The sequence below is a fragment of the Leifsonia sp. NPDC058230 genome (genome assembly GCF_042882245.1).
Lineage (GTDB): Bacteria > Actinomycetota > Actinomycetes > Actinomycetales > Microbacteriaceae > Leifsonia.
The window spans coordinates 309348-331023 of sequence record NZ_JBHVWM010000003.1; the positions used below are offsets into that span (position 1 = coordinate 309348).

The following is a 21676-nucleotide window of genomic DNA, read 5'->3' on the forward strand; positions in this document are numbered from 1 at the left end:
GGCGCGAACCACGCTCAGGAGGACGCCATGACCAAGCCCACCGTCGTCATCGTCGGAGCGGGTCTCGCCGGGGCGACGACCGCCACCGAACTGCGCGAGCGCGGATTCGAGGGGCGCATCCTGCTGCTCGGCGCCGAGCCCCATCACCCGTACATCCGGCCGCCACTGTCGAAGGAGTACCTGAAGGGCGAGGCCGACCGGGATGCTGCGTTCGTGCATCCGGAAGCCTGGTACGCCGAGAACGCGGTCGAGTTCCTGCCCGAGACCGTCGCCGGCTCGTTCGACCCCGGCGCGCACGAGCTGTTCGTCGCGGGCGGTGCGCGGATCACCTACGACAGTCTCGTGCTCGCGACCGGCGCCTCGCCGCGTCGGCTGACCGTTCCCGGTGCGGGACACGGCGCCGTCTACACCCTGCGAACCCTCGGCGACAGCGAATGGCTGCGGGCCGCTCTGGCCATCGGGGGCCGCCGCGTCGTCGTCGTCGGCTCCGGTTGGATCGGACTCGAGGTCGCCGCCGCCGCCCGTGGCTACGGCAACGAGGTGACCGTGGTGGGGAGCTCGGCGGTCCCGCTGTCCAAGGCGATCGGGACCGAACTCGGCGGGGTGTTCGAGAAGCTGCACCGCGACAACGGTGTCGAGTTCCGCAACAGGGCTTCGGTGGTCGCGATCGACGGCACGGACGACGGTCCACGCGAGGTGGTGACCGGCGCCGGCGAGCGCCTGCCGGCCGACATCGTGGTCGTCGGGATCGGCGCGACGCCGAACACCGCGGTCGCCGAGCGGTCGCGTCTCACGCTGGGCAACGGCATCCTCGTCGACGCCGGCATGCGCACGAGCATCGAAGACGTCTACGCGGTCGGCGACGTCGCCGACCCCTATCTGCCGGCGATCGAACGGCACCTGCGCAACGAGCACTGGGCGAATGCCATCGCGGGCGGACAGGTCGCCGCGCGGGCGATCCTCGGCGAGCGGGCCGTGTACACCGAGATCCCGTACTTCTACTCCGACCAATACGATCTGGGCATGGAGTATTCGGGTTATGCGCCGCTCGCGGAGGAAGCCGACGTCGTCTTCCGGGGCGACAAGGATGCGCGCGAATTCATCGCATTCTGGCTGCGCGGCGACCGTGTGGTCGCCGGCATGAATGTGAACGTCTGGGACGTGAACGACAAGGTGCAGCGGCTGATCCGCGAGGGCGTTCGTGTCGACCGCGCCCGGCTCAGCGACGAGAGTGTGAGCCTTGACAGCCTCTGAACCGTCTCTGCCGTACCTGCCGCCCCTCCGCATCCCCGTTCGCACCATCGGCGCCCGCACCTTCGACTTCTCGCGTCGCGTCGCGGTCATGGCCGTCGTGAACCGCACGCCGGACTCGTTCTTCGATCGGGGCAGGACGTTCGCCCTCGACCGGGCGGTTGCCGCCTCGTTCGAGGCCGTCGATGCCGGTGCCGACTGGGTGGACATCGGGGGTGCGCCGTTCGCACCGGGTTCCCCCATCCCGGTCGACGAAGAGGCCGACCGCGTCGTGCCCGTGATCGCCGAACTGCGGGCCGGGTCGGATGTGGTCATCTCCGTCGACACGTTCCACTCCGCCGTCGCGCGGCTCGCCATCGAAGCGGGAGCGACCGTCGTCAACGACACCACCGGCCTCAGCGACCCGGACCTGCTGCCCGTCGTCGCGGACAGCGAGGCGACACTCGTGATCACGCACAGCCTCGCAGCGCCGCGCACGCCGTATCCGCGCCCGCAGTACACCGACGTCGCCGCCGAAGTGGCCGCCTTCCTCGCCGAGCGCGCCGAGCGGGCGATCGCCGCGGGCATCCCGGAGGAGCGCATCATCGTCGACCCGGGCCACGACCTGAACAAGAACACCCTGCACTCGCTCGAGCTGACCAGGCGTCTGCGCGTCGTCGCCGACCTGGGCTACCCGACTCTCGCCGCCGTGTCGAACAAGGACTTCATCGGCGAGACCCTGGACGCGGAGCGCAGCGACCGACTCGAGGGGTCCATCGCCGCGGCCGTGATCTCCATCGTCAACGGCGCCCGCATCATCCGGATGCACGACGTCGCGGCCTCCGTCGCGGCCACCCGGATGACCGAGGCCATCCTCGGGCTGCGCGAGCCCGCGCACCTGCGGCACAACATGGGAGACGTCAATGACTGACCCCGCCATCACCAAGCTCTACCCGCTGCCCGCGCAGGAGGGGCTCGGCGACGCCGAGATCGAGGCCCTATACTCCCACGGTGCGGACGACCTGCCCTGGGTGCGGGTCAACTTCGTGACCAGTGCCGACGGCGCAGCCACCCATCAGGGGCTGTCGGGCGGACTGTCGGACGCAGCGGACAAGCGGGTGTTCGGCATTCTGCGGCGCCTCTGTGACGTCGTCGTCGTCGGTGCGGGCACCGTCCGCGCTGAGGGGTACAGCGCCATGCGGGTGGATGCGGCCGCCGAGCGCTCGCGCACCGCGCACGGGCTCACCCCGCATCCGGCGTTCGCCATCGTCTCGGCGAGCCTCGACCTCGACCCGGCCAGCCCGATCTTCACCGAGGCCCCCGAGCGCCCCATCGTGCTGACCACCGAGCTGTCGCAGCCGCTGGCCCGGGAGGCGCTCGCCGAGGTCGCCGACGTGCTCGTCTGCGGCCGCGAGAGAGTGGAGGCCGGGGTGCTGGTGCGGGCGCTCGCCGACCGCGGTCTCGGCCGCATCCACTGCGAGGGCGGACCGCACACCTTCGGCGACCTCATCGCCGCACGGGAGGTCGACGAGCTCTGCCTGACCGTGAGTCCGCGACTGGAGTCGGGTCCCGCCACTCGTATCGCCGCGGGCGCGTCGCCGATCAACCCGGTTGATCTGCACCTCGCTCACACGCTCGTCGCCGGTGACACCCTGCTGCTGCGCTATGTTCGCGCGTGACCAGATCGACGCCGCGCTTGCTCGGCGTCTCGTCGACGACCAGTTTCCCGAGTGGCGGGAGCTGCCCATCCGGCCGGTCGAGCTGAACGGCTGGGACAACAGCACCTTCCGGCTCGGGGATGCGCTGAGCGTGCGCCTGCCGACCGGCGCCTGGTACGCCCAGCAGGTCGAGAAAGAGCAGCGCTGGCTGCCCGTGCTCGCCCCGCAGCTTCCACTGCCCATCCCCGAGCCCGTCGCGCTCGGCGCCCCCTCGTCCGACTTCCCATTTCCCTGGTCGGTGTATCGCTGGCTCGACGGACGCCCCGCGGCGACGGCGGGCATCGGGGACGCGGTCACCTTCGCCTACGACGTCGGTGCCTTCCTGGTGGCCTTGAGAGGGGCGGATGCTGTCGACGGTCCGGCGCCCGGCGAGCACAACTTCTTCCGCGGCGCGCCGCCCCGGGTCTACGAGGACGAGACCGTGCAGGCGATCGAGCGGCTCGGCGACGCGATCGACGGCCCCCTTGCCCGACGGATCTGGGCACGGGCCGTCTCGTCGCTTTGGGCGACGGACCCGGTCTGGTTCCACGGGGACATCGCCGTCGGCAACCTTCTCGTGCGCGACGGCCGGCTCTCCGCCGTGATCGACTTCGGCACCTCCGGTGTCGGCGATCCCGCGTGCGACCTCGTGCTGGCGTGGACCCTCTTCGACCGGCCCGTGCGGGACGCCTTCCGCCGTGCCGTCGACCTCGACGACGACACCTGGGACCGCGCTCGCGGCTGGGCACTGTGGAAGGCCCTCATCACCCTGCCGGATGATCCTGCCGCGGCGGTCGGGACCGAGTCGCGTCGCACCCTCGATCGCCTCTTCGCCGAAGCCCGCGGGGTCGGCGGCGACGGGACGGCAACTGGCGGTGGCGCCGGGGCAGGGCTGGCCTAGGCCGCCGCCAGCGCGTGAGCGTCGAGGATCGTGTAGCTGTAGCCCTGCTCCGCGAGGAAGCGCTGGCGGTTCTGTGCGAAGTCCTGGTCGACCGTGTCACGCGACACGAGCGTGTAGAAGTTCGCCGACAGGCCCGACTCCTTGGGTCGCAGGAGTCGGCCGAGACGCTGCGCCTCCTCCTGACGTGACCCGAACGATCCGGAGACCTGGATGGCCACCGTCGCCTCGGGGAGGTCGACGGAGAAGTTGGCCACCTTGCTCACCACCAGCACCGGCGTCGTCCCCACGCGGAACTCCTGGTAGAGCCGTTCACGCTCGTCGACCGGGGTCGCCCCCGTGAGCGACGGCGCGTTCAACGCCTCCGCGAGTTCGCCGATCTGGTCGAGGTACTGGCCGATCACGAGGATGCGCTCGCCCGCGTGCCGTGCGACCAGCTGTCGCACCACATCCAGTTTCGCCGGAGCCGTCGCCGCCAGCCGGTAACGCTCGTCGTCGGCCGCGGCCGCGTAGCTGAGCCGGTCGGACTGGGGCAGGTCGATGCGCACCTCGTAGCAGGCCGCGGGGGAGATGAAGCCCTGGGCCTCGATCTCCTTCCACGGCGCGTCGAAGCGCTTCGGTCCGATCAGGCTGAACACATCGCCTTCCCGGCCGTCCTCGCGCACCAGTGTCGCCGTCAGGCCGAGCCGGCGTCTGGCCTGCAGTTCGGCCGTGAGCTTGAACACCGGCGCCGGCAGGAGGTGGACCTCGTCGTAGACCACGAGGCCCCAGTCCATCGCATCCAGCAGCGCGAGGTGTGCATACTCGCCTTTTCGCTTGGCCGTGAGGATCTGGTAGGTCGCGATCGTGACCGGCCTGACCTCCTTCACCTGTCCCGAGTACTCGCCGATCTCCTCCGCAGTGAGCGTCGTGCGCTTGATCAGCTCGTCGCGCCACTGCCTCGCCGAGACCGTGTTGGTCACCAGGATCAGCGTCGTCGTCTTCGCCGTCGCCATCGCACCCGCCCCCACGAGCGTCTTGCCCGCACCGCACGGCAGTACCACCACGCCCGAGCCGCCGTCGAAGAAATTGTCGACCGCCTTGTGCTGGTAGTCGCGCAGCTTCCACGTGTCTTCGACCAGGTCGATCGGATGCGGAGTCCCGGGCGTGTAGCCGGCGAGGTCCTCCGCAGGCCAGCCCAGCTTCACCAGCTCCTGCTTGAGCTGACCGCGAGCCCACGCTTCCACCGCGAAAGTCGTGTCGTCGCGTCGCTCCAGCAGCAGCGGCGAGATCCGTTTCGCTCCGGCCACCTCCGTGAGCACCGCGAGATCCTGCGAGCGGAGCACCAGTGCGCCCTCGTCGTCGCGTTCGATGACCAGGCGGCCGTAGCGCGCGACCGTCTCCGTCATGTCCACCGAGACCGTCTGCGGGATCGGGAACTTCGAGTACCGCTCCAGAGTCGCGAGCATGTCCTCCGCCGTGTGTCCGGCTGCTCTCGCGTTCCACAGTCCGAGCCGTGTGATGCGGTACGTGTGGATGTGTTCGGGCGCGCGCTCGAGCTCCGCGAACACCGCCAGGTCGTGGCGAGCATCCTCTGCCGCCGGATGCGCGACCTCGAGGAGTACGGTGCGGTCGCTCTGGACGATCAGGGGGCCATCAGACATAACCGTTGAGTCTACGCCCAGCACGAGGCCAACCCCTGTGACCGTGAACCCGCGCGACCCCTTCTGCACGGGCGGCGCTTTCGCCGACGAGTACTCGAATACGGCGCGGGAGCGCCCCGGTCCTTTCAGCACAGGCCTTCGGATCCTCCCCGGGCGTTCGTCAGTCATGCGGCGTGGGGTATTCGTATTCGTCCGCCGGGTCGTGGTGTTTGGTGGGGGTCGATGTGTGGTGGTGGCGTGAAGTAGGGGATGTTGTCGTCCACGTGGATATCCCAGTTGTCGTGGTGGATGCGATGGTGGTGGCGGCTGCATAACAGGATCCCGTTGCTCAGGTCGGTGCGGCCGTGGTGGTTGTCCCACCACCTGATGTGGTGCGCTTCGGTGTAGCTGGGCGGGTGGGGGCAGCCGCTCCAGGCACAACCCCCGTCGCGTTCGGCCAGGGCGAGTTTCTGTGCCCGGGTGAAGAGGCGATGGCTGCGGCCGAGGTCGAGGACCTCACTGTCGGTGCCGAGGATGGTGGGGATGAGGTGGGCGTCGGCGGCCATCCGCCGCACCGTGCCGGCGCTAACCGGGGTACGGATCCCGTCGATCTCGCCGGCACCGATTCCCGACTGCAACGTGTCCAGGGGGATGCGCACGATCACCGTGACCGGTGGCTTGCTGTTCAATCCGGTTGCGGTGCAGGTGGCAAGGTGGCGGAATACGTCGACGGCAGTGTCGGACCGGATCTGGGCCATACTCCGAGACTCCGGCACGTCACCACCAACGGTGTCGGTGGCGGCGCCTGCATCGTGGAAGCGTACTTTTCGGAGTTCGTGTCCGACGAGGGTGTCGATGGCGGTGATCACGTACCCGGCGGATTCCGGGTCCAGATACCAGTCGAGGTGGGTCATCCCATCACTCGTGGTGCTGATCGTCAACGATCGGCGTTGTCGTTGTCGGTGCTCCCGGGGCAGGATTCCGTCTTGGTCCAGCCGGTCCCGGACTTGCCCGGCGAGGGTACGGAGGTCGGTGACGGTCAGACTCGGCGCGTGCTCCACGAGAACTCGTTCACCACAGGCAAGGTCACTAACTGTGCATCCGGGTGCGGCTTTCTGGAGTTCGCGGACGATCACGGCCGCCTGCTCCACACTCACCCACCCGACAGGGGGAGTGTCGACGGGTGCGGACACCGCGGCCGCCAACACTGGGAACGTCGCCGGCAGCACCTCGCCCGCCAGACTCATCCGGGGCGCGGTGGCGTCCCCGACCAGGCAGTACTGTCGGGCGGCGGGGACCGGGATCTGCCACCGTTCCGCCAGTAACACCGCCGGCGAGGAGTGCCCGCACCGGGTCACCGGGTTCTCCTCCCCGGCCAGCACCGACCGGGCCACCAACTCCCCGGCGGCCCGCAGCTTCACCGCATCCAACACCGCCTGCACATCACCGAGCACGGTCAGCAGGGCGAGGAGTTCGTCCCTCCCCAACCGAGCGGGTGTGGTGAACGGGGCCAGCGCATCCCGCAACACCGCAACCGGGTCAGCGGGGGTGGCAGGAGTGGTGGTCATGACTCAAGTCCACCACGACCCACCGACATTCCAACCCGACAAAACGACCCCTGACCAGCCATTTACCTGTGGAGAACTCTCAAATCATCCCACCTGTGGAGGAACGTCACTCGCCCGCGTCACTCCTCGCCGGGCCGCAACCCTTGCACACTCGACAGCGGCAGCGTCCGCTCGATGTCGGCTGCTCTGTCCCTCCCGCGCAGCCGTCCGCCGCCGACGCCCGTCGGTTCCAGCAGGTACTCGACCGTGCGGCCGTCCGGCATGGCGACCTCCACGAACACCGTCTGCTTGGCGCGGATCGCCAGGTCGAGCTGGCGCGCCAGCCACTGCTCCTGGGTGGTGCCGTCTTCGACGACTTCCGCCTCGCGCAGGCGGGCGATCAGGTCGACGGCGGGATCGGCGGAGCGCTCGCGGGTGAGCCGCGCGACACGGTGCCGGCGCAGGCTGACGACGTCCCCTCCCGCATCCTCGGCCGCTACCGGGTACCGCGCGTCGCTGAGAGCCCAGAAGACGACGTCGCGACCGAAGCGGCTCTCGAGCCGGTCGGGCGCGACTTTGGTGAGTCCCAGCGAGCTGAGCGCCTGGTCGACTGCGATGGTGGTGAGGAGGACCGGGTCGGCGGAGACGACGGCTGCGCGCATCCGGGTGTCCGGCTCGCCGAGTTCGGCGAGATCACGCACGCGTACACGTCCGTACCGCTCGGCCGCATCGGTGATCAGGTAGTCGAGCGGCTGGGGGACTCCGGTGAGCGAGATCGAGGCCAGAAAGCTCCGGATGCTCTCCGCCGTCTCGCCGGCCGCGATCGCCCGGCCGATGCTCGCGGCCGACACTCTGAAGGTGGATGCCAGCGCCCGACTCTCGACGTCCGCCATGCTCCGGAGCCGTGCGTCGATCTCGGGCTCGAGCGGTCCGGGGGAGACCACGGTCAGGTCGTGCTGCAGGTAGACCTTGTCGACCTCGGCGGGGAAGTGCCCGCCGATCGTCTGAGCAGCCGCATCCGCTCCGCGTTCGACGAGGGCGGTGCCCGCCGTGCTCGGTGCGTGGTGGGCGGTGATGCCGAGCCAGTCGGCGTCGCGCGTGAATGCGAGCACGCGCTGCTGGGCCGACTCCTGCCCGGCCGGGTAGAGCCAGGCGACGTACTCGCGCAGGCTCTCGCCCCAGGCCGCGCGGGACCTGTCGGAGAGGATGCCGCGAAGGTCCTCCGGCAGCGTGCTCCGCCAGGAGGCGGCCAGTGCGCGCCAGCGGTCGATGGTCGCCGAGTGCAGCCAGGCGGACGACTCCTCGGTCGGCAGCCACACGGAGTCGTCCTGAGCGATGAGCCCAGCGCGGGCCGCGACGGAGACCACGGTCGGAACCGCCGAGACGTCCAGGGCGAGCGCTCCGGCGATCCGCTTGGTCGCGGGGAGCGCGAGGCCGCCCTTCTGCAGTTCCCGAGCTCCCTCGCGCACGAGTTCTGCGAGCAGCTCGGAGACAGCGGCGACGGCCTCGAACGCGCGCTCGGCGGCGAGGCGGTCGGTGAACCGGCGTTCGGTGTCGGGCACCGAGGCCAGAGCGGGCGGCGCAGGAGTGGCGACGATCGCATCCGGAGCCGGCAGCCCCGACGACGGCCAGGCCGCCAGCTGATCGCTCACGGCATCGTAGACGGAGAATCCGCCGTCGTCCGGATGCACGAGCAACGCCGACGCCAGGCGATCCAGCGCGGCCGTGGCATCCGCGCGTTCGAATCGGGGAGTCGCCGGCGAACCTGCGAGAAGGGCGGCGACGGCGTCGGCGTCCGACCCTGAAGCAGGGCTCCCGGATGCGCGACCCAGCACCACGAGAACGGCGAGCGTGGGGCGGTCCAGCCCCGACAGCGCACGCTGGATCGAGTCGTGGTCGAGCAGAGCGTCGGCGAGGTCGAAGAAGTCGGTGATGCCGGATCGACGATAGGTGCGGGAGCGGAGCGCGGCGATGAGAGCGTCGTCGGGCATCGCGCGCAGGCGTGCGGCCAGTGCGAGTGTGTTGGTCATGACGGCGTCACCGGCGCCTCGACGGCGTCCGGCTCCTAGCGCTTGCCCTTGGCCGGAGGTGTGACGGGACCGCCCTCCTTCGCCGCCCTGGTGCGCTGGCGGGCCGTGATGACGAAGAGGACGATCATCAGGACGATGGCGATCGGGAGTGCCAGGAACGGCAGCAGGAACACGGCCGGCCAGAGCCCCTGACCCGAACCCTGAGCCGCGAAACCGCCGAGCGCGGTGCCGATCAGGATGGCTGCGATGCACGCTAGAGAGACCACGACGAGCGCGGCGATGATGTAAGAGAGGATGCGCTGGATGCGGCTTGTCGCCGGTGGGGTCTGCTGGGTCACGAAATCAAGGATAATTGAGGTTGGTCACACGATCCCCCATGTGAAACGAGGTTCCCATGCCAACCGGCAAGGTCAAGTTCTACGACGACGAGAAAGGTTTCGGCTTCATCAGCTCCGATGACGGCCAGGAAGTCTTTCTGCACGCCTCGGCACTGCCTGCCGGCACCGTGGTAAAAGCGGGCACCCGACTGGAGTTCGGCATCGCCGACGGCAAGCGCGGTGCGCAGGCCCTCTCGGTGCGCGTGCTCGACACGCCGCCCAGCCTGGCGAAGATGAGCCGCAAGTCGGCCGACGACATGTCGATCATCATCGAAGACCTGGTGAAGCTCCTCGACGGCATCGGCGGCAACCTCAAGCGGGGCAAGTACCCGGACAAGGCGCACGGCGCCAAGATCGCCGCTGTGCTGCGCCGGGTCGCGGACGATCTGGATGCCTGACACCGCATCCACTGACCCGACGGCGCCCGCCGAGGGCGCTGAAGACGAGAGCGCGACGATGGTCGCGGCTGAGATCGACGCTGCGGCCGAGCCTGATGCTGCGACAGAGCCCGACGCTGCGGCCGAGCCGGCCGTCGCAGCCGTGCCCGACGACGTGCTGCTCGCGTCGGTGGGCCTCGCTCGTGAAGCCTTGCTCGAGATCACGCCCGCTTCGACGGTGGGACAGCCCGCGGGCTACTTCGTCGAGGGCGAGCACGTGCTCTCGCTGCTCTTCGAGTGCACGCTGCCCGGCTACCCGGGCTGGAACTGGACCGTCACCGTGTCCCGCATCGACGACGAGTCGGCGCCGACCGTGCTCGAAGCTGAGCTGATGCCCGGCGACCGCTCCCTGCTCGCGCCCGACTGGACCCCGTGGTCGGAGCGGCTCGCCGACTACCAGGCGTCGCAGGAGCTCCTGCACGCGGCGGAAGCCGCCGAGGCCGAGTCGGACGACGAGGATGCGGACGACTACGACGACGAGGAGTCGGACGACGACTTCGACGACGAGTCGGAGGAATCGGACGACGACGAGTCCGATGACGACGAGTCGGACGACGATGACGACGACGATGATGACGACGATGACGACGAGGTGCACGCGCTTCACGCCGGTGACATCGACGGTGTCGACATCGAGTCCGCGGACGCGTCCTACGACGACGAGACCGACGACGACCTCTCGCTCGACCTGCCGGCCGAAGAGGCGGCAGCGATCGACGACGAGTTCGACGACGTCAGCGACGACACCGACGACGAGTCAGCGGCGCTTGACGCTGAGGTAGACGAGGCCGACCAGGCCGAGGACGAGTCCGATGATGACCGTCCAGAGCCACCAGCCGTCACCGGCGTCGGCGAGCTGGCGTCCGAAGACGAGCACGACGACGAGGGCGACCACCCACAGGCCTAGCCCGACGAGCACGGCCTTCCGGTCGTCCGTCTTCGCGGGCACCGGGTCGGGCCGTCGCTCGCTGTCGCGCAGCCAGAGTCGCATCCGTCGCTCCTGTCGGTTCGGGTTCTAGGACCCGAGACGCTCCACGACGTAATCGATGCAGCCGATGAGGGCTCGCACGTCATCCGGCTCGATCGCGGTGAAGGTCGCGACGCGCAGCTGGTTGCGGCCGAGCTTGCGGTACGGCTCGGTGTCGACGATGCCGTTCGCGCGAAGGGTCTTGGCGACCGCGGCGGCGTCGATCCGGTCGTCGAAGTCGATCGTGACCACGACCTGCGACCGGTGCTCCGGATTCGTGACGAACGGCGTCGCATAGTCGACGCCCTCGGCCCAGGTGTACAGCGCGTTCGACGACTCGGCCGTGCGCGCGGAGGCCCAGGCGAGTCCGCCGTTGGCGTTCATCCACTCGAGTTGGTTCTCCAAAAGCACCAGAGTGGCGACGGCAGGCGTGTTGAGGGTCTGGTCGAGTCGCGAGTTGTCGATCGCGTTCTTCACGCTCAGGAACTCGGGGATGTAGCGCCCGCTCGCGGCGATGCGCTCGACCCGCTCGATGGCGGCCGGCGAGAACAGCGCCAGCCAGAGGCCCCCGTCGGAAGCGAAGTTCTTCTGCGGGGCGAAGTAGTAGATGTCGGACTCGGTCACGTCGAAGTCGGCGCCACCGGCCGCGCTGGTCGCGTCGATCACGGTGAGGGCACCGTCGTCGCCATGGACGCGGCGGACCGGAGCCATGACGCCGGTCGACGTCTCGTTGTGCGGCCAGGCGTACACGTCGACGCCGGCGACCGCCTCGGGCTCGCTGCGTGACCCCGCCGGTGCCTCGATGACGTGTGGGGCCTCGAGCCACGGGGCCTTGGCCGCCGCGGCGAACTTGCCGCCGAACTCGCCGAAGACGAGGTTCTCGCTGCGGTTCTCGATGATGGAGAAGGCTGCGGCATCCCAGAACGCGGTGGAGCCGCCGTTGCCGATCACGACCTCGTAGCCGTCGGGGAGGCGGAACAGGTCGCCGAGTCCGGCACGAACGCGGCCGACCAGGTTCTTCACCGGCGCCTGGCGGTGCGAGGTGCCGAGGAGCTCCGCACCGGCCCCGGCGAGGTAGGCCAACTGCTCGGGACGGACCTTGGACGGCCCGCAGCCGAATCGTCCGTCGGCGGGCAACAGGTCAGTGGGAATGGTCACATCCGGCATATCGAGAGTCTATTGGCTGTTACACCAGGGGGCCGTTCGGCCCAGCGGGCCTGCACCGCGCTGTCATCGCCAGCAAGTAGGCTCTACGACGTATCGCGCGCACGCAAAGTGGAGGGGTCCATGACCGATCTGATCGACACGACCGAGATGTACCTTCGCACCATTTTGGAGCTGGAGGAGGACAACATCGTCCCCCTGCGTGCGCGCATCTCCGAGCGACTCGGTCACTCCGGTCCCACCGTCTCCCAGACGGTCGGGCGGATGGAGCGGGACGGTCTCGTCGTCGTCTCCGGCGACCGGCACCTCGAGCTCACCGGCGACGGCCGTCGCAAGGCCGTCCACGTCATGCGCAAGCACCGCCTGGCGGAGCGACTCCTCAGCGACGTCATCGAGCTCGAGTGGGAGTACGTGCACGAGGAGGCCTGCCGCTGGGAGCACGTCATGAGCGAGCAGGTCGAGCGCAAACTGCTCACCATGCTCGGGCACCCGACGGTGTCGCCGTACGGCAACCCCATCCCGGGTCTGGACGAACTGGGCGAGGTTGACACGACACCCACCACCGAGGGGCTCGTCAACCTTGTAGACCTGGTTGAAGGTCGCGACTCTGGGGTGACTGCCAGCATCCGTCGACTCGGCGAGCCGGCGCAGGTCGATCCCGAGCTGCTGCTCCAGCTCAAGCAGGCCGGTGTTTTTCCCGGATCGACCGGCACTTTCTCCTCGGCGGGATCCTATGTGATCGTGCAGATCGACGGCTACGAAACCGGCCTCGAACTGCCCAACGAGCTCGCGGCGCACATCTTCGTCGCCGTCTGAATTCCGTTACCGATTTGTTAAGTAACCCGAAAAGGGATGTGACAAACCGAAGGGTGTCCCGTAGTCTCTAACGAGTTCGTCGGGCCAGAAGCCGGCCCACAGAACCCGAGTCGAGACGCTCCACCCCCCACCTCCGTCTCTTGACTCGCGAAGCCGAAGCTATAAGCATCCAGGACGGGGCAGCTACCTAGTGCTGTTGGAGCGCAGGAGGTTTACACCTTGGCCCCATTAGGTACTCCCGGCTCTAAAGAGAGCGCCCCGAACACCCCCCAGACCCCACATTCGACCCCGAGCAGCGACATCGTCTCCCGACGTTCGCTCCGCGCCGCGCGCGAGGCCGAGGAGTCGCGCCGCGCGCCGTCGAAGGTATCGCGTGTCTCAGCCACCGCATCCGGTGCTGAAGGCTCGTCCTCCAGCAGTGCGGTCAGTGAGCGCACGCAGTCGGTGACGAAGGCCTCAGCGGCGAAGGCCTCAGCGCCGAAAGCTCCCGGTAGCAAGAAGAAGGTCAAGGGCGGCGTGATCAACGTCGCAGTCATGACCCTCGCCGCCGGACTCATCGCCACCATGGCGATCCCCGCCTACGCGTTCAACCCGACGGGCGCCGACGCGGCACAGTTCAAGTCCTCCGCGATCGACGGCATGAAGAAGGCCCAGTCGCAGAGCGTCGAGGTGCCGCAGACCGTGGCCGCCGCCGCCGTCGCCCGCGACGCCGCCAGCGCGACCACCGAGGCGCAGCTCGCACTGCAGAAGACAGCCGAAGCCGCTCGCCAGCGCGCCGCCGTCTCGCTCACCAGCTATGCGAAGGGCTACTCCGGCCCCTCCGTCTCCGACTTCCTGGCGAACCCGCCGTACCCGAACTTCAGCCTCGCGCAGGTGTTCTCGGTCGCCCAGCAGTACATCGGAACGCCGTACGTCTTCGGCGGTTCGACTCCGGCCGGTTTCGACTGCTCGGGCTACATCATGTTCGTGTACGCCCAGTTCGGGATCTCCCTGCCGCACTCCGTGTCGGGCCAGGCCGCGATGGGCAAGCGCATCTCGATCAACGACGCCGTCCCCGGTGACGTCATCATCATGAACGGCCACGACGGCTTCTACGCCGGCAACGGCAACATCATGGATGCGCCTGTCACCGGTCGAAGCGTCTCGATCCGTCCGATCTGGACCAGCGACTTCTACGTCGTCCGTCTGGGGATCTGAGTCGGGATCGTCACGCTGTGAGCCGGCCCAGCATCCGGCGAACAGCACGTGAACTCTGCCCACCCACCACCGCGTTCGGCGCGCCTCGAATATGTGGCGCGCCGATTCTGCGTTACTCTGATGCCTTGACACGGTGAGATACGGCACCGTGCCCTACTGAACCGTTCGATGTTCCGGGAGAACCGATGGGTACACCACCCAGCGTCACCCCGACGGTCACCAGGGTGACCGCCGCGACCGAGCGCGGCCTTTTCGCCTCCCGCCGTCAAGACTTTCTTGCCTGCCGCCACCATTTCGTGGCCTGCCACTTCCATGCCGTCTCTTCGCAGGGCGCTGTCCACACGGACAGTGCCCTTTTTCTTTCCCCGTCGCTTCCGCAGGAAGGTCTGAGATGAGAACTCTGGTCCTCAACGCCGGCTACGAACCGCTCGCGGTCGTCTCGTTCAAGCGAGCGCTCGTGCTGGTGATGAATCAGAAGGCCACCGTCGTGGCCATCGACCCGGACCACCCCGTGTGGGGCATCAGCGACAGCTACGAGAGACCGTCCGTCATCCTCCTCACCCGCTACGTGCGCCTGCCCCGCGGCCGCACCGTTCCGGTCAGCCGCCGTGGGGTGCTGCGCCGTGACTCCCACCGCTGTGGATACTGCGGCAAGACGGCGACCACTATCGACCACGTGCAGCCCCGCTCCCGCGGCGGCGCGGACAGTTGGGAGAACCTGGTCGCCTGCTGCCTCCGCTGCAACAACGTGAAGGGCGACCGCACCCCGGCCGAGATGGGCTGGTCCCTGCGCCTGACCCCGCGCGTGCCGCACGACGCGTCGTGGGTCGTGCGTGGCGTGGAGTCGGCGCAGCCCGAGTGGCAGGACTTTCTGGCGCCCGCTGCGTAGGCCGCGTTTTGCGGGGCGTTGCGGTGCCGTGTGCCGCCGTGCGCCCACGGAAGGTTCGGTAGAGTAGGCGGGGTCAGCCTCTGTAGCTCAATGGAAGAGCAGTTCCGTCCTAAGGAAAGGGTTGGGGGTTCGAGTCCCTCCAGGGAACCGGGACTCACGCGCAGCGCTGTTCGAACGAGTCAACGGATCCGGCCACGAGCCGCCCTCGAGTCCACCCGCCCCTGGCGCAACCCCGCGACCTGCGCAAGACTGGCGCATGACCAAGGCGAAGCGACGAGGCCCCACTCGGGTTCCGATCCTCGGCCAGCTCCGTTCCTATGACCGCTCGTGGCTGCGCGGCGATCTGATCGCCGGTGTCACTGTCGCCGCCCTCATCGTCCCGAAGAACCTTGGGTACGCCGGCATCGCGGGGATTCCGCTGCAGAACGGTCTGTACGCGGCCGCGGCCGGCGCGATCCTGTACGCGGTCTTCGGAACCTCCCGTCAGATCTCGATGGGCCCCAGCTCCGGTTTGGCGGCGGTGGCAGCGAGCGCCGTGCTCGCGGCGAACATCACGGGGGAGCAGGATGTCGCCTCGTTCGTCGCCGGGATCACGCTCGCTTCGGGCATCCTGTTTCTGCTTCTTGCCGTCTTCAAGATGGGCTGGATCGCGCAGTTCCTCTCCCGCGCCGTGGTCACCGGCTTCCTCTTCGGCGCGGCGATCGACGTCGTGATCGGGGAGCTCCCCAAGCTCACCGGAACCGAGGTCACCGGCTCCAACCCGATCCAGGAACTGTGGTCCTGGATCGGCAGCCTGAACGAAGCGCACCGCACGACGGTGCTTGTCGGCATCATCTCGCTGGTCGTTGTGTTCGGGCTCCGGGCGATCGCTCCACGGGTTCCCGGCGCGCTGGTGCTGGTGGTGGGTGGGCTGGTGGCGTCGGCCCTGTTCGACCTCGGGGCCAAGGGTGTGGGGCTGGTCGGGGATGTGCCGCGGGGGCTGCCCTCGCTGGAGGTTCCGAACCTCCAGCTGATGTGGGATCACGCCGGCACCGTTGCCCTCGCTGCGGTGGCGCTGGTCATGATCGGCTTCTCGCAGACGGCGGGGGATGCGCGCACGTTCGCCGCGAAGCACCGCTACCAGATCGACATCAACCAGGAGTCCGTTGCACAGTCGCTGGCCAACATCGGCTCGGGACTGTTCAAGGGGATGCCCGTTTCCACCAGCCTGTCCGCGAGCTCGTTGAACGACCGCTCCGGTGCGAAGACCGGGCTGGCCTCTCTGACCTCGGGTGTCACGGTGCTGCTCACTCTGCTGTTCCTGGCGCCGCTCTTCTCGAACCTGCCCAAGGCGGTGCTCGGGGCGCTGATCATCGAGGCCGTCGTCATGGGGATGATGGACTTTCCGGAGATGCGGCGGCTCTTCCGGGTGAAGAAGGTCGATTTCTGGATCGCGATCGTCGCACTTCTCGGAACTCTGGTGTTCGGTGTGCTCGCGGGGGTCATCATCGGGATCGTCCTCTCGCTGGTGTGGCTGGTCGCTGTGGCCACGCATCCGGAGATGCCGACCCTCGGTCGCGAGCGGGGAACTCAGGTCTTCCGCGAGGTCGACACGCACCCGGGCGACGAGATTCTGCCCGGCGTGGCCGTGGTCCGGTTCGACGGCGGCCTCTTCTTCGCCACCGCCGACGCCCTGGAGGACCACGTGCGCGAGGTCATCCACGCCAACCCCGAACTGACCGGGATCGTGATCGACTGCGGGGGGATCAACTTCATCGACTCCCAGGGTGCGGCCAAGATGGCGGATCTCGTCACCCTCGCCCGAGACGCCGGCGTCGATCTCCGTCTCACCCGGCTGAAGCCGGCGCCCCGGGCCGTGCTCGAACGCGACGGTGTGATCGACCAGATCGGGGCCGACCACATCCACGGCAACATCCACCGGGCGGTCGAGGCGGAGCAGGCCGACGCTGAACGGCGTCGCAGGGACCACACCTAGTCATCAGGCGAGACCGCCGATGAACGTCTTAGGCTCGGAGCATGGCTAAAAACTGGTTCATCACTGGAACTTCCCGCGGTTTCGGCAGGGAGTGGGCGATCGCAGCGCTTGACCGCGGCGACAAGGTGGCGGCGACGGCGCGCAGGCTCGAGACGCTCAACGACCTGTCCGAGAAATACGGCGACAACCTCCTTCCGATCGAGTTGGATGTCAACGATCGGGATGCGGACTTCGCCGCTGTCGCGCGAGCGCATGACACGTTCGGCAGCCTTGACGTCGTCATCAACAACGCGGGGTACGGCCAGTTCGGAATGATCGAAGAACTCTCGGAGCGCGAAGCACGCGACCAGTTCGAGACGAACGTCTTCGGTGCACTCTGGATCACTCAGGCCGCTCTGCCATTCCTGCGCGAGCAGGGCCACGGGCACATCCTGCAGGTCTCCTCGATCGGTGGCATCAGCGCCTTCCCGAACATCGGCATCTACAACGGCGCGAAGTGGGCGCTCGAGGGGTTCACTCAAGCACTGGCGCAGGAGGTCGCGGACTTCGGAATCAAGGTCACACTGATCGAACCGGCGGCGTTCTCGACCGACTGGGGAGGGGACTCGGCGAAGCACGCAACCCCGCTGGCCGCGTACGACACCTATCGCGCGAAAGCGGCCGAAGCGCGGAAGGCGCGGGTCTCGTCCCCGGGCGATCCGGGCGCGACCGGTCGAGCGGTGCTGGAGCTCGTGGATGCTGCGGAACCGCCGTTGCGCGTGTTCTTCGGCACAGGACCGATCGCGATCGCCAAGGCCGACTACGCGAGCAGGATTGAGACCTGGGAGAAGTGGAACCACCTGTCGGTTGAATCACAGGGCTGAGCCGCGACGGCGACGACAGATCGGTCCGAGTTCGTCGCTCGGGTCATTCGTGTTCCGGCAGTAGCGGAGTCGACCAGCCTGGATCGCGTCCGAGTTGCGCTGCACGAGCGACCGACGTTGCGCCGAAGCGATCGCGAACGGCGTCGAGCGCGGTGTCGAGGCGCGACCCGTCGCCCCAGTCGATCGGCAGTTCGGGCTGGAAGGTGTCGGACCGCCCCAGCTGAGACAGCGAGACGCCGATGAGGGTGATGCCGCGCTCCGCGATCTCCGGCTGAGCGGTAGCGAGCAGCCCTCGGGCGATGGTGAGCAGCACGGATGTGCGGTCCGACGGGAAGCCGAGGGTACGTGACCGTGTGGCTTTGGCGAAGTCGCCGTAGCGGAGCCGCAGCACGATCGTGCGGCACGTGCGGTCGCCGTCGCGGAGCCGGCGAGCGAGCCGATCGACGAGCTGAGTGAGGATGACGTCGAGTTCCTCGCCCGTGCGCGGACGGCTTCCGAGCGCACGCTGAGAGCCGATGGACCCGCGTCGCCGCGTCGTGTCGACGGGGCGCGGATCACGTAGCCGGGCGAGCGCGTGCAGGTGCGCGCCGGTCGCCTTGCCGAGCAGTCTCTCTGCCGTTGCCTCTTCGAGCTCGGCGAGCTGACCGACGGTGCGGATGCCGAGCCGGTGCAGCTTCTCCGCGGTGACGGCGCCGACCCCCCACAGCCGTTCCACCGGGAGCGGGAGCAGGAACTCCTGTTCCCGGTCGGGTTCGACCACGAGCAGCCCGTCGGGTTTGCTCACGGCACTGGCCACCTTCGCGAGGAACTTGGTCCGCGCGATCCCGACCGAGATGGCGAGCCCGACCTCTGCGCGAACCCGCTCCCGCAATCGCATGGCGATCTGCTCGGGTGTGCCCGCGATGCGCCTGAGCCCTCCGACCTCCAGGAACGCCTCGTCGATCGAAAGTCCCTCGACGAGCGGGGTCGTATCGCGGAAGATCGCGAAGACGTCTTTGCTTGCCGTGGAATACGCATCCATGCGCGGCGGGACGACCACGGCATCCGGGCACAGGTCGCGCGCCTGCCGTCCGCCCATCGCGGTGCGTACCCCGCGCGCCTTCGCCTCGTAGCTGGCCGCCAGCACGACGCCACCCCCGACGATGACGGGACGGCCGCGCAGAGTAGGTGTGTCGCGCTGCTCGACCGAGGCATAGAACGCGTCGAGATCCGCGTGCAACACGGTCGCCTCGCCCCGCATCCCGCCCTCCGATCGATCGCCTCGTTAAGAGAGATGGTCGCATGGACCGCGGACACCGGGCTGGACGCGTTCGCTTGGCGACTACCGGATGTTCTCCAGTGGTGGGCTCGTGCCGATGGCGGCCTGAATCGTGCGAATGGTCGACCCGAGGATGCCTGACGCGAGTAGCCCGGGACCGAGCGGGCCGGCGGAGTCCTCGCCGAGTGGCGGCAACTGCTGAAGCGCGGCCTTCACTCGAGCGTTCATCTGTTCGAGTTGCCAGGCGACCTCGTCGGAGACAGCTGGGGGCTCGTCTGGAGCGGCCAGCCCGACCGCTTTCGCGGCGTAGGCGGCTGCGCCGAGAGCGTGCGCGCCCATATGAGCGACACCGGAGGCCTGTGCCGCAGACCGTGCGGCCGCCACGGCTGCGGGGGAGCTCACGGCATGAGCGGCCCGACCAGCGACGAAGCGCCGTCGAATCTCACCGGCGGCATCGAGTTCACCGCGAGCAAACGCCCGCGTACGAACGATGGCATCACGTGGTCGACCGTCTGTCGGTGCCTCGTTCTCGAACAAGACCAGGACTCGCTCAGCACAGTCGGCCGCCCAGGCAGCGACCAGGCGGCGATCAGTTTCGCTCAGCGACTGGGTGGACGGCATGCCAGCATTTTCGCATCCCGTCGCGTGCTCGATCCTGGCGCCCCGGCCTACCGGCGCTCGTCAAGTACCTCGCGGAGTCGGTTGGCGAACGCTTCGGGCTGCCCCGGATATCCGGAGTCTTCAGCGGCGAAGCCGCCATGGTGGCTCGGGAACACCACCGCCTCGGTTTCGAGCAGCTGTGCGACGGCGAGAGAGGTGCGACCGGTGAAGATGCCTTCGGATTCTTCGCCGACTCCGATCACGATGCGCGTCGGCGCGGCCTTGAGGGCGTCGACATCCGGCTGGTAGCCGGTGATCGCGCTGGAGCGTTCTGAGAGCAGGGGATCGTCGCGTGAACCGTTGTCGTCTGCTGGCATCCCGAACATCGCAGGATCAGGTGCAGGCTGGGCGAAGTAGTCGTCGGTGAACTCTCCGCGCCACGACGTCATCGCAATGAACGCGGCCATGCCCGACCCGAAACCGTGGGAGTCGTAGGCCTGGTGGACCGCGGCAAGAGCACGCTCGGCGCGCTCAGCATCGGGAAGGACTCCCGGCAGCGGCGGCTCATGGGCGACGAGAGTTCGTACGTCACCAGGGTGAGCGGCCACCAGCGCCAGCGCGGTCACTGCGCCGCCGCTGCTCGCGAACAGGTCGACCGGTCCGGCGCCGAGCGCCGTGATGATCGCGTGCACATCCTCGGCCTGCACGGTCGGCGTGTTGGTGACCTCGCCGTCGCTGCGTGTGCTCCGCCCCAGGCCGCGCGGGTCGTACGTGACGACCACGCGGTCCGGCAGGTACGACGCCAGGGCCCGAAACCCGCTCGCATCCATCGGCTGGCCGATCATGACGAGCGGGGGATGCCCGGCCTCACCGTTCTGAGCGTCTGCGACGTCGTAGACGACCTCGGCGCCGGCCGTTGCGATGCTGTGCGTTTCCATGTCTGACTCGTCTCCGTCGGCGATCAATTCCCGCAACGGATGCTACGCGCTTCCCGGTCTGAGGCTTCATCAGCCCCTTTCGGCGCGCCCCCGCACATCACCCCACCCGCCCCGCTAGGAAGGTCCCATGCTAACCGGCAGCAAGGTCGGGCTCCGGGCCCGGCACGACGACGACATCCCGATCCTCCGGACGGAGCTGTACGACGATGTGGTCAATACGTCCCGTGCCGAGAGCAGGCCGTGGCGACCGATCACGCCGGGGTCGAAGGACCCTCGGCTGGTCGTGGACGACACGAGGGAGGGGCTCGTCCAGTTCTCCATCATCGAGTTGGAGGGCTCGACGCTCGTCGGCGCTGCGACGCTATGGGGCATCGACACGCACAACCGGTTCGCGCACATCGGGTTGGGGATGCGGCCATCCGCACGCGGTCGGGGGTACGGCACCGATGTGGTCGCGGTGCTGTGTCACTACGGTTTCGTCGTGCGCGGTCTGCAGCGGCTGCAGATCGAGACGCTGGCAGACAACGATGCGATGCTGCGAGCGGCCGAACGCAACGGCTTCGTTCGCGAGGGCGTGACCCGGTCCTCGGCGTGGGTGATGGGCGGATTCATGGATGAGGTGATTCTCGGGCTCCTCGCCGACGAGTGGCAGCCCACGGACACGCAGCCCATGGACACGTCGGCGGTTGCAGACGATGATCGGACGAGCATCGCCAACCACTCCTGAGAGGACACCCCGCCAATGGCAACGCTCGGCAACATCGTGTTCTACGCGAACGATCCACAGGCGCTGTCGGACTTCTGGTCGGGGGTGTTCGGGTATCCGCCCCAGCGGTTCGAGGGGGAGTTCCGGGAGATGCTGCTCGCCGGCGGCCTGAGCGAAGACGACCTCGGCAAGCGGGCGCTGGCGGAGAGCCCCGACGGCAGCGGGCCGCGGCTGTTCTTCCACCACGCCGATGGGCCGAAGACGGGGCGCAATCGCGTTCACCTCGACGTGCAGGCCGTGCACGGACGGCGGCCGACGGATGAGGAACTCGATGCGGAGAAGGATCGCCTCGTCGCCCTCGGCGCGACCGTGGTGCGGCTGATCGACCAGAAGTGGGGGCCGGCGACCGAGCACTACTACCAGCTGCGCGATCCGGAGGGCAACGAGTTCTGCCTGCAGTGAGCG

21 protein-coding genes, 1 tRNA gene and 1 pseudogene are annotated in these 21676 nt (G+C 68.4%); 14 read left to right on the top strand and 9 right to left on the bottom strand.

The annotated features are described in order from the left end of the window. Window positions 1–27 precede the first annotated feature (27 nt). From ACFVV0_RS11340 to ACFVV0_RS11355, 4 genes are read left to right on the top strand one after another with little or no spacing between them, the layout of a single operon-like run. On the top strand, window positions 28–1254 hold the full coding sequence (locus ACFVV0_RS11340; protein ID WP_387062631.1) for an NAD(P)/FAD-dependent oxidoreductase: 1227 nt from the start codon (window positions 28–30) through the stop codon (window positions 1252–1254). After that, window positions 1241–2161 (top strand): dihydropteroate synthase, encoded by a 921-nt coding sequence (folP, locus tag ACFVV0_RS11345; RefSeq protein ID WP_387062634.1) that lies wholly within the window; start codon window positions 1241–1243, stop codon window positions 2159–2161. Before ACFVV0_RS11340 ends, folP begins: the two co-directional genes overlap by 14 nt. Then, window positions 2154–2909: a pyrimidine reductase family protein gene (locus ACFVV0_RS11350; protein ID WP_387062636.1), complete on the top strand. Its 756-nt coding sequence runs from the start codon at window positions 2154–2156 to the stop codon at window positions 2907–2909. Before folP ends, ACFVV0_RS11350 begins: the two co-directional genes overlap by 8 nt. After that, window positions 2896–3828 (top strand): aminoglycoside phosphotransferase family protein, encoded by a 933-nt coding sequence (locus ACFVV0_RS11355; protein WP_387062638.1) that lies wholly within the window; start codon window positions 2896–2898, stop codon window positions 3826–3828. The genes ACFVV0_RS11350 and ACFVV0_RS11355 overlap by 14 nt, the downstream gene beginning before the upstream one ends. On the opposite strand, the gene ACFVV0_RS11360 is transcribed toward ACFVV0_RS11355, so the two are convergent. From ACFVV0_RS11360 to ACFVV0_RS11375, 4 genes are all read right to left on the bottom strand, one after another. After that, complete coding sequence (locus ACFVV0_RS11360) at window positions 3825–5468, bottom strand: DNA repair helicase XPB (protein ID WP_387062641.1); 1644 nt, start codon at window positions 5466–5468, stop codon at window positions 3825–3827. The two genes, ACFVV0_RS11355 and ACFVV0_RS11360, sit on opposite strands and share 4 nt — an antisense overlap. 164 nt (window positions 5469–5632) lie before the next feature. After that, window positions 5633–7015, bottom strand: a complete 1383-nt coding sequence (locus ACFVV0_RS11365) for a DUF222 domain-containing protein (RefSeq protein WP_387062644.1) — start codon at window positions 7013–7015, stop codon at window positions 5633–5635. A 119-nt stretch (window positions 7016–7134) separates the two neighbouring features. Next, entirely contained in the window at window positions 7135–9024 is a 1890-nt protein-coding gene (locus tag ACFVV0_RS11370; protein WP_387062647.1) for a helicase-associated domain-containing protein, read from the bottom strand. Window positions 9025–9059: 35 nt separating this feature from the next. Continuing rightward, window positions 9060–9362 (bottom strand): hypothetical protein, encoded by a 303-nt coding sequence (locus ACFVV0_RS11375; RefSeq protein ID WP_387062649.1) that lies wholly within the window; start codon window positions 9360–9362, stop codon window positions 9060–9062. 56 nt (window positions 9363–9418) lie between these two features. Here ACFVV0_RS11375 and ACFVV0_RS11380 point away from each other — a divergent pair, with 56 nt between their 5' ends. Beyond that, a complete protein-coding gene (locus ACFVV0_RS11380; protein ID WP_387062652.1) occupies window positions 9419–9799 on the top strand; it encodes a cold-shock protein in 381 nt (126 codons plus the stop codon). Window positions 9800–9857: 58 nt separating this feature from the next. Beyond that, window positions 9858–10250, top strand: a pseudogene (locus tag ACFVV0_RS11385) (DUF3027 domain-containing protein); the annotation flags it as partial. 345 nt (window positions 10251–10595) lie between these two features. On the opposite strand, the gene ACFVV0_RS11390 reads toward ACFVV0_RS11385, so the two are convergent. Both ACFVV0_RS11390 and serC read right to left on the bottom strand, forming a co-directional pair. Continuing rightward, window positions 10596–10829: a DUF2530 domain-containing protein gene (locus ACFVV0_RS11390; RefSeq protein WP_387062655.1), complete on the bottom strand. Its 234-nt coding sequence runs from the start codon at window positions 10827–10829 to the stop codon at window positions 10596–10598. A gap of 24 nt (window positions 10830–10853) precedes the next feature. Next, the gene (serC, locus tag ACFVV0_RS11395) at window positions 10854–11972 is read right to left on the bottom strand and encodes a phosphoserine transaminase (protein WP_387062658.1); all 1119 of its coding nucleotides are present in this window, start codon (window positions 11970–11972) and stop codon (window positions 10854–10856) included. Between the two features lie 120 nt (window positions 11973–12092). Here serC and ACFVV0_RS11400 point away from each other — a divergent pair, with 120 nt between their 5' ends. From ACFVV0_RS11400 to ACFVV0_RS11425, 6 genes are all read left to right on the top strand, one after another. Next, window positions 12093–12785 (top strand): metal-dependent transcriptional regulator, encoded by a 693-nt coding sequence (locus ACFVV0_RS11400; RefSeq protein WP_387062661.1) that lies wholly within the window; start codon window positions 12093–12095, stop codon window positions 12783–12785. Window positions 12786–13229: 444 nt separating this feature from the next. Then, window positions 13230–13982, top strand: a complete 753-nt coding sequence (locus ACFVV0_RS11405; protein WP_387062664.1) for a C40 family peptidase — start codon at window positions 13230–13232, stop codon at window positions 13980–13982. A 391-nt stretch (window positions 13983–14373) separates the two neighbouring features. Further along, window positions 14374–14871 carry an HNH endonuclease gene (locus ACFVV0_RS11410; RefSeq protein ID WP_387062667.1) on the top strand — a complete coding sequence of 166 codons (498 nt, stop codon included), beginning with the start codon at window positions 14374–14376 and terminating at the stop codon, window positions 14869–14871. Between the two features lie 81 nt (window positions 14872–14952). Further along, a tRNA-Arg gene (locus tag ACFVV0_RS11415) sits at window positions 14953–15018 on the top strand. A 109-nt stretch (window positions 15019–15127) separates the two neighbouring features. Then, window positions 15128–16846: a SulP family inorganic anion transporter gene (locus ACFVV0_RS11420; protein WP_387062669.1), complete on the top strand. Its 1719-nt coding sequence runs from the start codon at window positions 15128–15130 to the stop codon at window positions 16844–16846. Window positions 16847–16887: 41 nt separating this feature from the next. Continuing rightward, complete coding sequence (locus ACFVV0_RS11425) at window positions 16888–17709, top strand: SDR family oxidoreductase (RefSeq protein ID WP_387062672.1); 822 nt, start codon at window positions 16888–16890, stop codon at window positions 17707–17709. A gap of 43 nt (window positions 17710–17752) precedes the next feature. On the opposite strand, the gene dinB is transcribed toward ACFVV0_RS11425, so the two are convergent. From dinB to ACFVV0_RS11440, 3 genes are all read right to left on the bottom strand, one after another. Then, the gene (dinB, locus tag ACFVV0_RS11430) at window positions 17753–18949 is read right to left on the bottom strand and encodes a DNA polymerase IV (RefSeq protein ID WP_387062674.1); all 1197 of its coding nucleotides are present in this window, start codon (window positions 18947–18949) and stop codon (window positions 17753–17755) included. 81 nt (window positions 18950–19030) lie between these two features. Next, the gene (locus tag ACFVV0_RS11435; protein WP_387062677.1) at window positions 19031–19588 is read right to left on the bottom strand and encodes a putative immunity protein; all 558 of its coding nucleotides are present in this window, start codon (window positions 19586–19588) and stop codon (window positions 19031–19033) included. Window positions 19589–19635: 47 nt separating this feature from the next. Beyond that, window positions 19636–20505 carry an alpha/beta fold hydrolase gene (locus ACFVV0_RS11440; protein WP_387062680.1) on the bottom strand — a complete coding sequence of 290 codons (870 nt, stop codon included), beginning with the start codon at window positions 20503–20505 and terminating at the stop codon, window positions 19636–19638. Window positions 20506–20632: 127 nt separating this feature from the next. Here ACFVV0_RS11440 and ACFVV0_RS11445 point away from each other — a divergent pair, with 127 nt between their 5' ends. Beyond that, a complete protein-coding gene (locus ACFVV0_RS11445; RefSeq protein ID WP_387062682.1) occupies window positions 20633–21232 on the top strand; it encodes a GNAT family N-acetyltransferase in 600 nt (199 codons plus the stop codon). A 15-nt stretch (window positions 21233–21247) separates the two neighbouring features. Continuing rightward, window positions 21248–21673: a VOC family protein gene (locus ACFVV0_RS11450; RefSeq protein WP_387062685.1), complete on the top strand. Its 426-nt coding sequence runs from the start codon at window positions 21248–21250 to the stop codon at window positions 21671–21673. Window positions 21674–21676 lie beyond the last annotated feature (3 nt).

Excerpts from the sequence above, each read along its gene's own strand:
- serC (WP_387062658.1), bottom strand. The coding sequence starts at position 11,972 with ATGCCGGATGTGACCATTCCCACTGACCTGTTGCCCGCCGACGGACGA.
- ACFVV0_RS11370 (WP_387062647.1), bottom strand. The coding sequence starts at position 9,024 with ATGACCAACACACTCGCACTGGCCGCACGCCTGCGCGCGATGCCCGAC.
- ACFVV0_RS11340 (WP_387062631.1), top strand. The coding sequence starts at position 28 with ATGACCAAGCCCACCGTCGTCATCGTCGGAGCGGGTCTCGCCGGGGCG.
- ACFVV0_RS11445 (WP_387062682.1), top strand. The coding sequence starts at position 20,633 with ATGCTAACCGGCAGCAAGGTCGGGCTCCGGGCCCGGCACGACGACGAC.
- ACFVV0_RS11365 (WP_387062644.1), bottom strand. The coding sequence starts at position 7,015 with ATGACCACCACTCCTGCCACCCCCGCTGACCCGGTTGCGGTGTTGCGG.
- ACFVV0_RS11390 (WP_387062655.1), bottom strand. The coding sequence starts at position 10,829 with ATGCGACTCTGGCTGCGCGACAGCGAGCGACGGCCCGACCCGGTGCCC.
- ACFVV0_RS11425 (WP_387062672.1), top strand. The coding sequence starts at position 16,888 with ATGGCTAAAAACTGGTTCATCACTGGAACTTCCCGCGGTTTCGGCAGG.
- ACFVV0_RS11400 (WP_387062661.1), top strand. The coding sequence starts at position 12,093 with ATGACCGATCTGATCGACACGACCGAGATGTACCTTCGCACCATTTTG.
- ACFVV0_RS11360 (WP_387062641.1), bottom strand. The coding sequence starts at position 5,468 with ATGTCTGATGGCCCCCTGATCGTCCAGAGCGACCGCACCGTACTCCTC.
- ACFVV0_RS11435 (WP_387062677.1), bottom strand. The coding sequence starts at position 19,588 with ATGCCGTCCACCCAGTCGCTGAGCGAAACTGATCGCCGCCTGGTCGCT.
- ACFVV0_RS11380 (WP_387062652.1), top strand. The coding sequence starts at position 9,419 with ATGCCAACCGGCAAGGTCAAGTTCTACGACGACGAGAAAGGTTTCGGC.
- ACFVV0_RS11355 (WP_387062638.1), top strand. The coding sequence starts at position 2,896 with ATGTTCGCGCGTGACCAGATCGACGCCGCGCTTGCTCGGCGTCTCGTC.
- dinB (WP_387062674.1), bottom strand. The coding sequence starts at position 18,949 with ATGCGGGGCGAGGCGACCGTGTTGCACGCGGATCTCGACGCGTTCTAT.
- ACFVV0_RS11350 (WP_387062636.1), top strand. The coding sequence starts at position 2,154 with ATGACTGACCCCGCCATCACCAAGCTCTACCCGCTGCCCGCGCAGGAG.
- ACFVV0_RS11420 (WP_387062669.1), top strand. The coding sequence starts at position 15,128 with ATGACCAAGGCGAAGCGACGAGGCCCCACTCGGGTTCCGATCCTCGGC.
- ACFVV0_RS11410 (WP_387062667.1), top strand. The coding sequence starts at position 14,374 with ATGAGAACTCTGGTCCTCAACGCCGGCTACGAACCGCTCGCGGTCGTC.
- ACFVV0_RS11440 (WP_387062680.1), bottom strand. The coding sequence starts at position 20,505 with ATGGAAACGCACAGCATCGCAACGGCCGGCGCCGAGGTCGTCTACGAC.
- ACFVV0_RS11450 (WP_387062685.1), top strand. The coding sequence starts at position 21,248 with ATGGCAACGCTCGGCAACATCGTGTTCTACGCGAACGATCCACAGGCG.